This is a genomic window from Streptomyces fructofermentans (genome assembly GCF_014651055.1).
In the GTDB taxonomy this organism is placed as follows: Bacteria; Actinomycetota; Actinomycetes; order Streptomycetales; family Streptomycetaceae; genus Streptomyces; species Streptomyces fructofermentans.
On the sequence record NZ_BMWD01000024.1, the window covers coordinates 56,969 to 69,939 of the forward strand.

Below are 12,971 nucleotides of genomic sequence, written 5' to 3' on the forward strand. Positions count from 1 at the left end.
GTGCCGCCCATCGCACACATGACCGCCGCGAGGCGGGAAAACCGGACAGGTGATGACCCTGGCATCCGGCCCAGGGGCCCCGGGAGGAGATCGGGCTCGTGGAGAGGTCACCGCTGTCGGAGAACGAGCGCCGAGTGCTCGCACAGATGGAACACGCGCTGCGGCAGGACAGGCACTTCGCCCTGCGGATGGGCGACCAGGTCCCCGTCCAGCGGCCTCGCCGCCGGGGTCTTCCGGAGGCCATGGGTTCGGGGCGCGGCCTGGTCCTGCTCTGCCTGCTGTCACTCGCGCTGATGATCACGGGAATCGCCACCGCCCACACACCGGTCACCGTCGCGTTCGCCGCGGTCTGGACCGCGACCCTGGCGCTGGCGGCCGTGTGGCTGTTCGCCCGCTCCGCGCGACGTCGCCGCCGGTGACCGGCGGCCCGCCGTTCCGCCGGCTCCGGGAGAGCCGTCTCGCTCCGGTGCCGTTCGCCCGGTCCGGACCGCTGAAGACGTAACACCAACGCGCCTCCGCGTTTGACGGTCGCCGTGCCCCCGGCGACCGTGGGAGGAGGAACCGCACGGCGAAGGGACCCCCGCGCCACGTGCCTGCGAGCGGTCTCGGCAGGCCCGACGGTCTCGTCGGCGGTCGGCGGTGCGTGGGATCGCCGCACGGCCTCCCCGCCGCCCCGCGACATGACTTCCCTCCCCCAGTGCAAGGGAGCACAGCCCATGACCGACGCTCGGCCCGAGCACACCGGAGCGGACCGGACTTCCACCGCCGGCCCGTCGGCCCTCCCCCCGCACCGTCTGGACGGCCGCGTGGCCGCGCTCCCCGGCCCGGTCACGGACCTCCGGCGGGTGGGCATCTCCCCGGACCACTGGTACCCGGTGGCGACCTCCCGGAAGGTGCGCCGGAACCGGACCTTCGCTGCGGTGTTCGCAGGCGAGCGGATCGCCCTCTACAGGGGGCGCAGCGGCACGGTCCACGCCCTCGAGGACCGCTGCGCGCACCGTCAGGTACCGCTGAGCATGGGCGTGGTGGAGGGCGACATCCTGCGCTGCTGCTACCACGCGTGGGCCTATCGCGGTGACGGCCGCATCTCGCAGATCCCCTATCTCCCGAAGGGGTGCGAACGCCCGCCGCGCGGTGTGCGCTCCTTCCCGGTCCGCGAGGCTTACGGGCTGGTGTTCGTCTTCCCCGGCGATCCCGCCCTGGCCGAAGAGGCGCCGTTCCCGTTCCTGCCGGAGTACGAGTCGGCGGCCCACCGCACGATGACCTTCTCGCGCACGGTGCGCTGCCACTACTCGTTCATGCACGAGAACCTGCTCGACATGAACCACCAGTTCCTGCACCGGAGCGTGCTCGGCAGGATCAAGCCCGAACTGCTCGGTTACGAGTCCGGCCCGAGGCATGTCGAGGCGCGATACCTGTTCGTGCCGGCGGGAGGCCGCAAGGACCGCGGCGCGGGTCTGCTCTCCGCGGAGGGTGTCGGCGGCCGGGACAGGCCGGACGTCATCACCATCCGTACCGAGTACCCGTACCAGACGCTGCGCGGTGTCCCCGAGGGCAACGACCTGCCGGCGTTCTCGCTCTGGGCCGCCTATGTGCCGGAGGACGCCGAGCAGCGCGTCTGCCATGCCTACGGTCTGCTGACGATCGCGAAGCCGTCCGTGCCCGGGGCGCTGGAGCTCGCGTGGCCGCTGATCCGTCGCTTCACCGAGCGCGTGTTCGCCCAGGACCGGATGGCGGTCGAGGCCGAGCAGCGTGCCTGGGACGAGCAGGACGAGGACCGCAACCACGAGGTGTTCCCGCTGATTCTCGACGTCCGTGACGTCCTGCGCGCCAACGGGGTGCCGTTGCGGGCGGAGCCGTCGCCCGGATGCGGTCCGTGCGGTCTCGCCGGACCGCAGCGTGCCGAGGTCCCCGACCGGGTCGGGGCGGTGCGGTCCTCGGACCTGGCAACGGAGGGCGCCGCCGAGGCCGAGTAGGCGCCTCGTCGCGCGTGTCGGACGCCTCGGCCCGTCGGACACGGCCGAACCGGCGCCCGAGGATGCGACGCCGGATCCGCCGGCCCGGCGGCGCGTCGCCCCGCAACTGACGTGGTCCATGGGTCCGCCCGGCCCATGTGAGCCACGTGATCGAGCGGCGTTCCGGCCCGAACCCGCCGTCCCGTCGACGCCTCACCTGCCGACGGCACATGTCCGGACGTGCTCGGGCGCAATGCCGACAGTGTCCGGACCGGCGCCGACTCGGCATGGCAGGGCCACGGTTGCAGCATGACGACGGGCGCGGCCGGCAACGCGAGGGCGGCTGCGCGGGGTTGGCGGGCGGAGCCCTGTGGTGCAGTTCCGGCCGCGCCTGTTCGCCGGGGGGCTCGACCGGCTACGCTCGCCTCGGCATGAGCGGGCGACCAGGGAGATCCATCGGTGACGGACGCGTATGAGCCCTCACTCGCCGAGACGCTGCGCCGCATCGCCGAGGCCGCCGACCACGTGCCCGGTCCTGTCACCGACCCGCTCGACGGGTGCGGACACCTGCGCGGAGCGGGCGTTTCGCGCGACGAGGCGACGACCGTGCCTGCCGATGCCGGAGGGCCCCGGACGGACCGCCCGGCAACGCCCGCCCGCCGCGCGCGGCACACCACCGGGATCACTTGCCCGCTCGCGCACCCGGTGCCGCAGGCCCCCCGGGCCGGGGGGTCGAGGCGAAGAGGACCAGGTGGCAGGGATCGGGTGGCGGTCACAGCTCGTAACGACGTCCCGCAGGGAGCATGGTGAGTAGGGGCACGACGCACAAGGCGATGCGCCGGCTCGCGGAGAGTTTCACCGCGAGCCTCGACACCCTGGACCTGCAACGACCCGTCGACCCCGAGATCCTGCTCGACGAGCTGGTACGGATCGCCGCCGCCAAGCGCGGTCGCAACGTGGTGCTGCGCCGCGAGATCTTCCCCCCGGACACCGCCACGGGCCTGTGGATGGAGCTGGAGGAGTTCGACATCATCGCCGTCGACCGGCGGGCCGCGGTCTGGCACCAGGTCGTCATCGTCGGCCACGAGATCTGGCACATGCTCAAGGGCAACTGCGGCGTCCATCTCGGTGAACAGGGCCAGGCCGCACGCCTGTTGAGTCCGGACGGCGATCTCGGCGACGCGGTGGCCCTCGCCACCCGCACGACGTTCCACGAGGAGGCCGAGCGGGAGGCCGAGAAGTTCGGGCTGCTGCTGAGCCGAACGCTGACTTCGTGGATGGAGGCATCGCAGGAGGTGGGCACGAGCAGTCTCGCCGACCGTATCGGGGCCTCGCTGGGACACCGTGGCCGCTAGCGTCCTCCGAGCCCGACCACCGCAATCCGCTCGGGCCCGCCGACCGGCAGGCCCGGTCCCCCGCGCACCCGGACCGCACCCCACAGCCCCGGCGTCCGGCGCCGCGTCCGAGCATCCTTCGCTCCCCCACGGCCAGAAGGAGTCCCCGCGCGTGAAGCCCACGTCCATGTACCTGGCTCCGGTTCTCCTCCTGTGCCTCGCCTTCGTCGTCCACCTGCCCGGACGCAGGAAGTGGCGCATCCCGGTGGTGCGTTCCGGATACGCGGTGCTGCTCATCGGAGCCGTGACCCTCTTCCACGCGCAGCCTCCCGTCATCGCGGAGGTGAACGCGTTCACCGGCACAGCCAACTTCTCCGCCCCGCTGGTCTACGCCCTCAACACGGCGTTCTCCGGAGCAGTTCTGGGCCTGGTCATCAACTGGCGGGGCGGCGACCCCGTCAGGGCGCACCGCGTATGGCTGCACTGTGTGAGCGTCTACAGCGCCTGCGCGGTCCTGATCGTGGTCCTGTTCGTGCTCGGAGACGCTCCGGTGGAGCGCCTGACCGACTTCGACAGCTACTACGCCAACACCCCGTACATCCGCGAGATGATCCTGCTCTATCTGGCCGCGCACAGCTTCGCCATGATCACCATGCTGCGGCTGTGCGTGTCGTGGCAGCGCGAGGTCAGCGGCATGCTCCGGGCCGGCCTGCTCCTCGTCGTGATCGGCGCGTTCCTCGACATCGTGGGCTTCCAGGCCACCAAGTACATCTCGGTCGTGGCCCGGTGGGCCGGACACGACCTCGACTTCCTCTCGACCTCCGTCGCCCCGGTCGCGGTGAGCGTCGCAGGGCTGTTCGTCGCCCTCGGATTCATCGTGCCGCGCGCCAGCGGCCAGTGGGAGGCTCTGATCGACCACCGGGCTCTCGGCGTTCTGTGGGCCGCGGTGCGCCACGTCACGCCGCCGCTGCAACCGGCCTCCCCGTGGTGGCAGTTGCCCGCGGAACGGCTCGCCTGCAGGCAGACCGCCATCCACGACGCGCTGCTGCGGCTGCACCCCCACTTCTCCGAGGAGGTGCTCGGCCGGGCGCGTGCGTGCGCTCTCGCCGAGGGCCGCGGCCCTCGGGAGGCCGAGACGCTCGCGGAGGCCGCGGTCGTACGGGACGCCCTCGCCTCCCACGCCGCTGAGCTGGCGCCGACGAACGCGGCCGGAACCTGTGAACTGCGGGCGACCCGGGAGTCCGTGTACGCCCTGGTGTCGCTGTCCCGGTCCCTGTCCCACGACTTCGCCGACCCGAGCCTGCACACTCCTGCGCAGTCACCGAGCCAGGCATGATGGAGGAGAGAGGAAGATGAGCGGCCTCATCAACTACCTCAGTTGCGGCGCGTTGTTGCTCGGGCTGGCCGCCCGGCTGCCCGACCTGTCCCGCGACTGGCGCAATCCGTTCCTGCGGACCATCTGCTCACTCCTGGGCCTGGCGAGTCTGTGCTTCCTGCTGGGCGCGCCGCCCACCGTGGGGGCGATCAACTCCCTGAGCGGTGTCCCCAACCTCGCCGCGCCGCTCACCTATGCGGCGATCACCGCGTACGGTGCCGCGTCCCTGGTGCTCATCGTCCACTGGAGGGGCGGGCCGAACGTCCGTCGGACCGCGCGCAGTTGGGTGCTCGCCTACACGTTCGTGCTCGTCGGCATCGCGACGCTGTTCGCCCTGGGAGACGCCTCGCGGGAGCGTCGCGCGGACTTCGACACCTACTACGCCGACACCGCGTACATACGCGAGATGATCGTGCTCTACCTGGCCGCTCATCTCACGGCCGTTTGCGTCACGTCGGCGTGGTGCCTGAGCTGGGCGCGGGAGGTGGACGGCTGGCTGCGCGCCGGACTGCTGACCATGGGCGTCGGCACGGTGATCAACGCTGGATACAGCATCTCCAAGATCGCCGCCCTGGTCGCCGGCTGGTCCGGCCGGGACTGGTCGCGCCTCAGCACCGAGGTCAGCCCTGGACTGGCAGGCCTGGGCGCCCTGCTGACCGTCACCGGAGTCGTGGTCCCGCTGCTGGGCCCCACGTTGAGCGCGTGGCGGCGCAACCGGCGCTCGTACGTACGCTTGGCGCCCCTGGAACGAGAGCTGGACGACGTCCTCACCCGCCACAGCCTCAGGCTCCGCCGTCCCTACCTGTCCATCCCCGGCATGCTGCTGACCTGGCGTCAGACGAGCATCCACAACGCTCTGTTCCATCTCGACGGATACTTCGACCGCACCCTGTACGAGGACACGCTCGCGGCCTCGCTCGAGGCGACGGGCGACGCGGAGCGGGCAGAAGCCGAGGCCTGGGCCGTGATCATCGTGGCGGCCGTTCGACGTGAGCGTGACGGCCACACACCCGACGACTCCGGTCGCATGGCGAACCAGACACCGGAAGCCTCCACGCTGGAGGGCATCGCCGACGCGCTGGCCACGTCCCCACTCGTCCTGCGGGCCCGCGGTTCCGCAGGCGACCGCGACCGGGCGGTGGCGACCCCGCACAAGTCCTCGCGACTCGGCCCTTCTTCACGGTCCGCCTCCTAGATCGAGGACGGGCCGTCCCAGACGGCGTCCGACCGGCCGACGATCCTTCGGAGTTCGCGTGCGCTCCGCAGCGACATGGCCCCCAGCACGGTGTCGAGAAGGGCGCGGGCTTCGAGCGGGCTGCCGCAGCAGTACCAGTGCGCGTTGCCCCACTCGTGGTCGTGCCACAGCTCGCGTTCGGGACGGCGGACGTAGTCCTTCCACAGGTCCACAGCCGTACTGATGTCGCCTGGGCGCAGATAGTTGCGGGTGCGTTCGAGGCGGACGATCTCGGACTGCGCGTGCGAGGAGAGGCCGTCGACCACTGACCTGGCACCCCGTGTCCGGTGTGCGACGGGGGCGTCGGCACGAATCCGACCCGGCCGTCTACGCGGCATGGACCCTTCGGTTCGTCGTCATGCGGCACATCGTGCCACGATCGCCGACGGCGTCTCGAGCGAATCGGCCGGCACAGGACTGCCGACAACCGTTGCCGCCGCGTTCAGGGCGGGTGCCCGAACGGCGGCCGCCGTCATCGAGGAGGGCAGGACCGCTGCTCCTCCTCGATGACGGCAACACCGCCGACGCCGCCTACAGGCTGCCGGGCGCCGGTCGGCCCGGCCTCACTTCAGGTGCCGGTCCAGGAACCGGCACCCGTCCTCCAACTCGAACCACGGGGTGCCGGTGTGGCCGCCGAGATTGGCGTGCAGCGTCTTCTCCTTGCTGCCGAACGCGTCGAACAGGTCCAGGGCCCGCTGCCGGGGGTTGCCCTCGTCGTCCCACTGCAGCAGGAACAGCAGCGGAATGGTCACCTGTCGGGCTTCCTCCCGCTGCGCGCGGGGTACGTACCCTCCGGCGAAGAAGCCCGCGGCGGTGATGCGTGGCTCGACCACCGCCAGCCGGATACCGAGGGCGGTCCACCCACCGGAGTACCCGACGGGGCCGCCGATCTCGGGGAGTTCGAGGAGGGCGTCCAGTGTGGTCCGCCAATCCGGGACCGCGCGCTCGACCATCGGGCCGATGAACGACTCGAAGATCTCGTCGACCGGCTCCCCGGCCCGCATCGCCCGCCGGAGGTCGGTGCGGGCCTGCTCGTCCGAGGCGGAACGGGGACGATCACCGCAGCCGACGGCGTCGATGGTGGCGACCGCGTAGCCGCGCGCCGCCGTGTACCGGGCCCTCGCAACCAGCCGGGGCTCGGCCTTGGGCAGGCCGTTGTTGTGGGCCATGAGGACCAGGGGGGCAGGTCCGGATCCGGGAGTCCAGAGGGTGCCGGGGATCTCGCCGAGGGTGAACTCGCGCTCGAGGACGCCGTCGTCGAGGCGTTGTTCAGAAGTGAATTGCACGGTCGTGCCTTTCGGGAGGGCTCATGAAAGGCGCTCCCGGACGATCTACCGCCCGACCGTGACTCCGGAGGAGAGCACCCATGTCGATACAGCGTTCACGGGTACCACCTCCTCGTTCTCTCGCACGGCCTCCGGAAGGGTAGCAACGCCGCTGCGGCACCGCCAGCAGGTTTTGCCGAGCCTCGGCGGCCGCGCGCCGCCATGCCGCACCGCGACGACGGCGCACGCGGCGACGGCTCACCGTGTGCAGGCGGCATGCCAGGCACCTTCGCGCGGCACGCCTGGTGCGCGACATCGTCGATCACGCGCAAGGCCGCGACAGGCACGGGAGCACTGCACGGGGATCGTGTCGGTACCCGGCGTCGGGGGACTCACCTGCAGATCGAGCCCGACAGACGTGACCGTATCGTTGAGCCATGTCGCCATGCCGGGATTCGAACCCCCATGCCCTCAGGGGCGGTTCAGCCGTCCACTCCCGTCGCGGGCACTTGGTCCTTCCGCCCCGGTGAGTGCAGTTGAACGGGGAGGGCTGGAGGTCCGGCTGCCGGTGCACCGCTTCCGAGAAGTGACGGCCACTCGGAGCGGCGGGCGGCGCGAAGGATTTCCGGCCCGCATCCGTAAATAGCTGTGGAGTGTTCAACTTCTGGTGCCTTTCGTGCTTCACCGCCTCGTGCGGCGGAGCATGATTGGAGATCGTCAACGAAGACATCGGCAACCAGAAGCGGCCCCACCAAGCACCGGAACAGACCCGCGGGCACCCACGGGTCGGAGCGATCCGCAGATGCGCCGCCTCCCGGACACGAATGCCGGGTTCCGCGCCAGATCAAACTGAACCAAGGAGTGCCATGCGTACAGCTGTCGTCATCGGAGCCGGACTCGGCGGGGTCCTGGCGGCGGCCGCGCTGTCCCCGGCACACGACGAAGTGATCGTCGTGGAGAACGACGAGCTGCCCGACAGACCCGACCACCGCCGAGGTCTGCCGCAGGGGCGCCACGCCCATCTCCTGATGCCGGGCGGCCTCGACGCCATGGAGGAGCTGCTGCCCCGGCAGGATGTGCGCGAGCACCTGCTGGCCGCCGGGGCCCACGAGATCTCCCTCAGTGCGGGCATGCTCGCCCTGTCCAGCGAGGGCTGGTTCCGTCGTTGGACCCACGACGAGCATCACATGATCACGTGCAGCCGGGCGCTGCTGGACTGGGCCGTGCGCGGACTGGTCCTCGACGGTCTCGACAACGTCACCGTCCGCCGGGCCAAGGTCACCGACCTGTTGGGCAGTCGGCACAGGGTCACCGGAGTCCGCCTCGACGGCCCGGCGGGCGGGCCGGAGGAGCTGCCCGCCGAGCTGGTCGTCGACGTGAGCGGCCGCGGCTCGCGGATCGTCACGTGGCTCGCCGGAATCGGCGTCTCCGGCATCGAGGAGCGGAGCGTCGACTCCGGTCTCGTCAACGCCACCCGGATCTATCGGCGACCGCCCGGAGCCGAATCGTTCCCTCTGACGGTGATACAGGCCGACCCCTACGCCGGCCTGCCGGGGCGCAGCGCGGTGATCGTCCCCATCGAGGACGGGCGCTGGATGGTCAGTCTCGCGGGAACCCGTGGAGGTGAGCCGCCCGCCGACCCCGACGGATTCCTGCGGTACACGCTCGATCTCCCGCACGGCATCGTGGGCAGGCTCATCGCGAACGCCGAGCCGCTCACCGACGTCTTCGTCAGCCGCAGCACCAGCAACTCCCGCCGCTACCTGGAGAAGACGCCGTCCTGGCCGGACGGCCTCGTCGTGCTCGGCGACGCGCTGGCCACCTTCAACCCCGCCTACGGACAGGGAATGTCGGTGGTGGCGCTCGAAGCGCTCACGCTCAGACGGGAGTCGACACGCACCGATCCGCGGTCGCCCGGGTACGCGCGGGCCGTCCAGCGGGCGGCCGCGAAGCATGTCGACGCGGCGTGGAACATGGCGGTGGGGCAGGACATCCTCTATCCGGAGGTCCGCGGCGCCGCGCCCACCACGACGGATCGCCTCGCCGGCCGGTACACGCGCCGACTCGTCCGAGCCGCCACCCGGTCCTACCCGGCGGCGTCCGCGCTGTGGGACGTCACCGGACTCAAGGCCGGTCCGACGCGGCTGCTGCGACCCGGCGTGGTTCTGGCGACCCTGAACGGCCCTTCGCTGCCGCCGCTCACCGAGCCGCCGCTGACACCGGCGGAGCGGAAGATCCTGGGTGGGCTTCAGCCCTGACGGGGCGGGACGGCCTGCCGATCGCGATGCCGGGCAGGCCGCGGAGGCGAACCGCCACCGCGATCGGGGGACGCGCAGCCCAGCAGTGCGTGGCGCCGGGGTCCCGCGCCGTGCCCACGGCCGTCGGCGTCAGGTGGCCTGCGGCCAGCCGCGCAGCAGCGTGGCGATCCTTGCCGCGGTGCAGGCGGGTTCCCGCAGGAGGTCGCGCAGGGCGACGGCATCCTCCCGTGTGGGCTTGACGGTGATTCCTGAGGCCTCCAGGTACATCACGCCCGTGGCCGCGGCCACGGCCAGGTTGGAGCGCTCCAGCCAACGGCAGCGGCCGAGGATGTGCACGAGGGCGGCGGCACGGGCGTACGGACCGTCGTAGACCGGCTGTTCCAGGAGCGCTGCGCGGTGACAGGCGACCGCGGCCACCGGTACCCCGTAGTCGTCGGGGGCCGGATCTCCCGCTCCCGCGAGCTCCGCCACTTGCAGGATCCAGGGGACGTCGATGTGCAGGTCCATCAGGCGGCGTGTGCTCCGGGGAGGCGGCGGTCGGCGTCTTCCGCTTCGTCGAAGACGCCCTGGTGCTCACCGAGGAAGCGCTCCGCCGCGTCGAGGCCGCGCTGCCGCAGTCCTTCGGTGTCCTCCTGCACGAGCACGGCGATGTAGTCGCCGAGGCTCAGTCCGCGATCCCTGGCCCGGGCTTCCGCGAGCTGTTTGATCTCGCTGTCGACGCGCGCACCCAACTGTGTCTTCGCCATAGCCGGATGGTAACAGCTGTTACCAACCTTGGGGGCGCGTTCCCGGATCGATCGGCGGCACGCGGACCCGCATGGGCGACAAGAGGCCGGCTCCTGATCCGCGAGCCGAGGCCGGCGCGGCGCAAAAAAGGGGCCTCGAGGAAGAAAAAGGTCGCTCACGCACCGTAATCGAGCATGTATCGCTCACGCCAGGTCACAACTCGGATACACACCGAACACAGGTCCCACACACGGCCCATGATGCCCACACAACACCTCAACGCCCTTGGGGAGAACCATGCGCGCCCGCACCACCACGATCACCGCAACACTGCTCGGCCTCGCCGCCCTCACGGCCGGCTGCGGCGGCAGTGACAACACCTCCGACGCGGCGGCCAACGCCGCTGCCGAGAGATCGACCAGCCCGGAGACCGCGCCGAGATCCGGTTCGGCCGACCCCCGCGACTTCGGAGAGGTCCTCACCTTCACCGACCCCGTGGAAGGCGGGACCCTCGAACTGACAGTCCTCGAGTACGAACAGGGCGTCGGAGCCCGGACGACCGCCGACAACGAGTTCGGGACGGCGGGCTACATATGGGCCGCGCTGGAGATCAAGGCGTGCGCCAAGGAGGGGCCGGCCGAAGTCACGCGTTTCCCGTGGACGCTGTCCTACGCCGACGGCGCGCGCATCGAGCCCAGCAGCGTGACGTACGACGACTTCCCCAAGCCCGAATACCCCTACGAGGCGACATTGAAGACCGGCGACTGCGTCCGGGGCAAGACCGTCTTCGCCGTGCCGGGAACCCAGCGTCCGGAGCGCGTGCTGTACAGCCCGGAGTCACTGCCCGAGCCCGCCGAATGGGTGGTCCCGGAAGCCTGAGAGAGGCGTCCGCGACCCGCGCATCGGGCGCCACCACCGCCGCCTCGCCGACAGGCCCCGGCACGCGCCCCGCACGGCTCCGCGGTCACTCGATCGGACACCGGCCCGACCCCGCCACCCCTCCCCCGGCTCCGACCCTGCCCACCAGGCATTCGGCCGCCGACTCCCGACCCGCGCAGCGCCGACGCGACAGCGTCGAAAGCGACAGGACCGCGCCACCCGCAGCGTCCTCGCGAGGGCCGGCCCCGCCCGACCCCCACGCGCCCGCCGTACCGACCCGGTCCAGCCCGGGGCCACTATTCAACCAATCGGTTGACAATGCCACGGGACGCGCCTTACCGTTTATTCAACCAACTGGTTGAAGAATGCGAGGTGCGAGATGGCCGACGACCGGCTGTCCCGGGTGTTCTCCGCCCTGGCCGACCCGACCAGGCGCGACATCGTGGCCAGGCTCGCTTCCGGTGACGCCACGGTGAATGAGCTGGCCGAGCCGTACGACGTGACCGTGCAGGCGGTCTCGAAGCACATCAAGGTCTTGGAGGACGCGGGTCTGGTCAGTCGTGGCCGGGACGCCCAGCGGCGGCCCTGCCGTCTGGAGGCGGACGTCCTCGACCTGATGACGAAGTGGATCGAACGCTACCGACGCGAGGCCGAGGACCGTTTCCGTCGGCTCGACGCCGTCCTCGAGCGGACGGCGGAACAGTCGGCGGCGGACGCCCCGGCGAAGGAGGCGGCATCATGAGCGGCGCAAAGGCGAACCACCGGCACGAGACGGAGATCGTGGCCGACCCGGCCCTTCCCACCATCGTGATCACCCGCGAGTTCGAGGCTTCACCGGATCGCGTGTTCCGCGCCTACACGGACCCCGACCTGGTCGTCCAGTGGCTGGGACCGCGTCGGCTCACCATGCGGATCGACACGTACGACGCGAGCAGCGGCGGGTCGTACCGCTATGTGCATCGTGAGGACGACGGCACGGAGTACGGGTTCCACGGCGTGTTCCACGAGGTGCGGCCGGACGAACGCATCGTGCAGACCTTCGCGTTCGACGGCCATCCGGACGGCGTCAGCCTCGAGACAACCACCTTCCAGGCCCTCGGCTCTCGCACCCGGGTCACCACCAAGTCCCTCATGGACTCCGTCGAGGCCCGCGACTCGATGATCAGGAGCGGCATGCAACGCGGCGTCCGGGAAGGCCACGAGCGGCTCGACGAGCTGCTCGGCCTTGACCGGAGCGATGCCGACCGACAGACCGGAACGGAAGGCTTGGCATCATGACGAAGGCAGCCGATGAACACCGCGCCGTCGCGGGGGCATTCACGGAGCGCGTGCGCGGGACGAGCCCTTCCGCCTGGGACGATCCCGCACCGTGCGAGGGGTGGGCCGCCCGGGACGTGGTGCGCCACCTCGTCGAGTGGTTCCCGGACTTCCTGAAGGCCGGCGCGGGAGTCGAGCTGCCGAAGGGACCTTCGGTGGACGACGATCCGGTGGCGGCCTGGACCGTGCACAGTGACGGCGTGCAGGCCGTCCTCGACGATCCGGCCACGGCGCAGCGGACGCTGTCGAACCCCCACATCGGAGAGGTGCCGCTGGACCAGGCGATCGACCGCTTCTACACCTCCGACGTCTTCATGCACACCTGGGACCTGGCTCGGGCGACCGGCCAGGAGGAGCGCCTCGATCCCGGCAAGTGCGCCCAGTTGCTGGAGGGCATGCTGCCGCTCGACGACGTGCTCCGGGGCAGCGGGCAGTACGGTCCGCGGGTCGAGGTGGCCGAAGGCGCCGACGTGCAGACCCAGTTGCTCGCCTTCATCGGCCGCAGGCCCTGAGTCCGGTCGCGCCGACGATCCGTCCGCGCACTCCGGCCCGAGGTCACGTGCGGGCGGGTGCCGGCACCTCGTGAGGCCCTCCGGTGCCGGGGCGACGTCGTCGCCCCGGCACCGGA

General features: G+C 71.1%; 14 protein-coding genes. 10 read left to right on the plus strand and 4 right to left on the minus strand.

The window, feature by feature from the left end; translation table 11 throughout:
• The first annotated feature begins 98 nt into the window (after window positions 1-98).
• The 5 genes from IE265_RS28165 to IE265_RS28185 all read left to right on the plus strand — a co-directional run bounded on the left by IE265_RS28165 (window position 99) and on the right by IE265_RS28185 (window position 5,859).
• Complete coding sequence (locus IE265_RS28165) at window positions 99-419, plus strand: DUF3040 domain-containing protein (protein ID WP_190038518.1); 321 nt, start codon at window positions 99-101, stop codon at window positions 417-419.
• 297 nt (window positions 420-716) lie between these two features.
• Entirely contained in the window at window positions 717-1,976 is a 1,260-nt protein-coding gene (locus tag IE265_RS28170; RefSeq protein ID WP_190038519.1) for a Rieske 2Fe-2S domain-containing protein, read from the plus strand.
• Between the two features lie 782 nt (window positions 1,977-2,758).
• Window positions 2,759-3,310 carry a hypothetical protein gene (locus IE265_RS28175; protein WP_190038520.1) on the plus strand — a complete coding sequence of 184 codons (552 nt, stop codon included), beginning with the start codon at window positions 2,759-2,761 and terminating at the stop codon, window positions 3,308-3,310.
• Window positions 3,311-3,461: 151 nt separating this feature from the next.
• Window positions 3,462-4,625: a DUF6545 domain-containing protein gene (locus IE265_RS28180; RefSeq protein ID WP_190038521.1), complete on the plus strand. Its 1,164-nt coding sequence runs from the start codon at window positions 3,462-3,464 to the stop codon at window positions 4,623-4,625.
• A gap of 16 nt (window positions 4,626-4,641) precedes the next feature.
• A complete protein-coding gene (locus IE265_RS28185; protein ID WP_190038522.1) occupies window positions 4,642-5,859 on the plus strand; it encodes an MAB_1171c family putative transporter in 1,218 nt (405 codons plus the stop codon).
• Here IE265_RS28185 and IE265_RS28190 read toward each other — a convergent pair.
• Window positions 5,856-6,164: a hypothetical protein gene (locus tag IE265_RS28190; protein ID WP_229916651.1), complete on the minus strand. Its 309-nt coding sequence runs from the start codon at window positions 6,162-6,164 to the stop codon at window positions 5,856-5,858. The genes IE265_RS28185 and IE265_RS28190 overlap by 4 nt on opposite strands.
• Before the next feature lie 297 nt (window positions 6,165-6,461).
• The gene (locus IE265_RS28195; protein ID WP_190038524.1) at window positions 6,462-7,184 is read right to left on the minus strand and encodes a dienelactone hydrolase family protein; all 723 of its coding nucleotides are present in this window, start codon (window positions 7,182-7,184) and stop codon (window positions 6,462-6,464) included.
• Window positions 7,185-8,029: 845 nt separating this feature from the next.
• Between IE265_RS28195 and IE265_RS28200 the strand changes: the two genes are divergently transcribed.
• Entirely contained in the window at window positions 8,030-9,421 is a 1,392-nt protein-coding gene (locus tag IE265_RS28200) for an FAD-dependent oxidoreductase (RefSeq protein WP_190038525.1), read from the plus strand.
• Window positions 9,422-9,550: 129 nt separating this feature from the next.
• Here IE265_RS28200 and IE265_RS28205 read toward each other — a convergent pair whose 3' ends face one another.
• Complete coding sequence (locus IE265_RS28205) at window positions 9,551-9,928, minus strand: fic family toxin-antitoxin system, toxin component (RefSeq protein WP_190038526.1); 378 nt, start codon at window positions 9,926-9,928, stop codon at window positions 9,551-9,553.
• Window positions 9,928-10,167, minus strand: a complete 240-nt coding sequence (locus tag IE265_RS28210) for a hypothetical protein (RefSeq protein WP_190038527.1) — start codon at window positions 10,165-10,167, stop codon at window positions 9,928-9,930. The genes IE265_RS28205 and IE265_RS28210 overlap by 1 nt, the downstream gene beginning before the upstream one ends.
• 277 nt (window positions 10,168-10,444) lie before the next feature.
• Between IE265_RS28210 and IE265_RS28215 the strand changes: the two genes are divergently transcribed.
• From IE265_RS28215 to IE265_RS28230, 4 genes are all read left to right on the plus strand, one after another.
• Entirely contained in the window at window positions 10,445-11,026 is a 582-nt protein-coding gene (locus IE265_RS28215) for a hypothetical protein (protein ID WP_190038528.1), read from the plus strand.
• Between the two features lie 379 nt (window positions 11,027-11,405).
• A complete protein-coding gene (locus IE265_RS28220) occupies window positions 11,406-11,768 on the plus strand; it encodes an ArsR/SmtB family transcription factor (RefSeq protein WP_190038529.1) in 363 nt (120 codons plus the stop codon).
• A complete protein-coding gene (locus tag IE265_RS28225) occupies window positions 11,765-12,304 on the plus strand; it encodes an SRPBCC family protein (RefSeq protein ID WP_190038530.1) in 540 nt (179 codons plus the stop codon). The genes IE265_RS28220 and IE265_RS28225 overlap by 4 nt, the downstream gene beginning before the upstream one ends.
• Window positions 12,301-12,855, plus strand: a complete 555-nt coding sequence (locus tag IE265_RS28230; RefSeq protein ID WP_190038531.1) for a TIGR03086 family metal-binding protein — start codon at window positions 12,301-12,303, stop codon at window positions 12,853-12,855. The genes IE265_RS28225 and IE265_RS28230 overlap by 4 nt, the downstream gene beginning before the upstream one ends.
• Window positions 12,856-12,971: the final 116 nt, after the last annotated feature.

Excerpts from the sequence above, each read along its gene's own strand:
- IE265_RS28170 (WP_190038519.1), top strand. The coding sequence starts at position 717 with ATGACCGACGCTCGGCCCGAGCACACCGGAGCGGACCGGACTTCCACC.
- IE265_RS28175 (WP_190038520.1), top strand. The coding sequence starts at position 2,759 with ATGGTGAGTAGGGGCACGACGCACAAGGCGATGCGCCGGCTCGCGGAG.
- IE265_RS28185 (WP_190038522.1), top strand. The coding sequence starts at position 4,642 with ATGAGCGGCCTCATCAACTACCTCAGTTGCGGCGCGTTGTTGCTCGGG.
- IE265_RS28200 (WP_190038525.1), top strand. The coding sequence starts at position 8,030 with ATGCGTACAGCTGTCGTCATCGGAGCCGGACTCGGCGGGGTCCTGGCG.
- IE265_RS28205 (WP_190038526.1), bottom strand. The coding sequence starts at position 9,928 with ATGGACCTGCACATCGACGTCCCCTGGATCCTGCAAGTGGCGGAGCTC.
- IE265_RS28210 (WP_190038527.1), bottom strand. The coding sequence starts at position 10,167 with ATGGCGAAGACACAGTTGGGTGCGCGCGTCGACAGCGAGATCAAACAG.
- IE265_RS28215 (WP_190038528.1), top strand. The coding sequence starts at position 10,445 with ATGCGCGCCCGCACCACCACGATCACCGCAACACTGCTCGGCCTCGCC.
- IE265_RS28220 (WP_190038529.1), top strand. The coding sequence starts at position 11,406 with ATGGCCGACGACCGGCTGTCCCGGGTGTTCTCCGCCCTGGCCGACCCG.
- IE265_RS28225 (WP_190038530.1), top strand. The coding sequence starts at position 11,765 with ATGAGCGGCGCAAAGGCGAACCACCGGCACGAGACGGAGATCGTGGCC.
- IE265_RS28230 (WP_190038531.1), top strand. The coding sequence starts at position 12,301 with ATGACGAAGGCAGCCGATGAACACCGCGCCGTCGCGGGGGCATTCACG.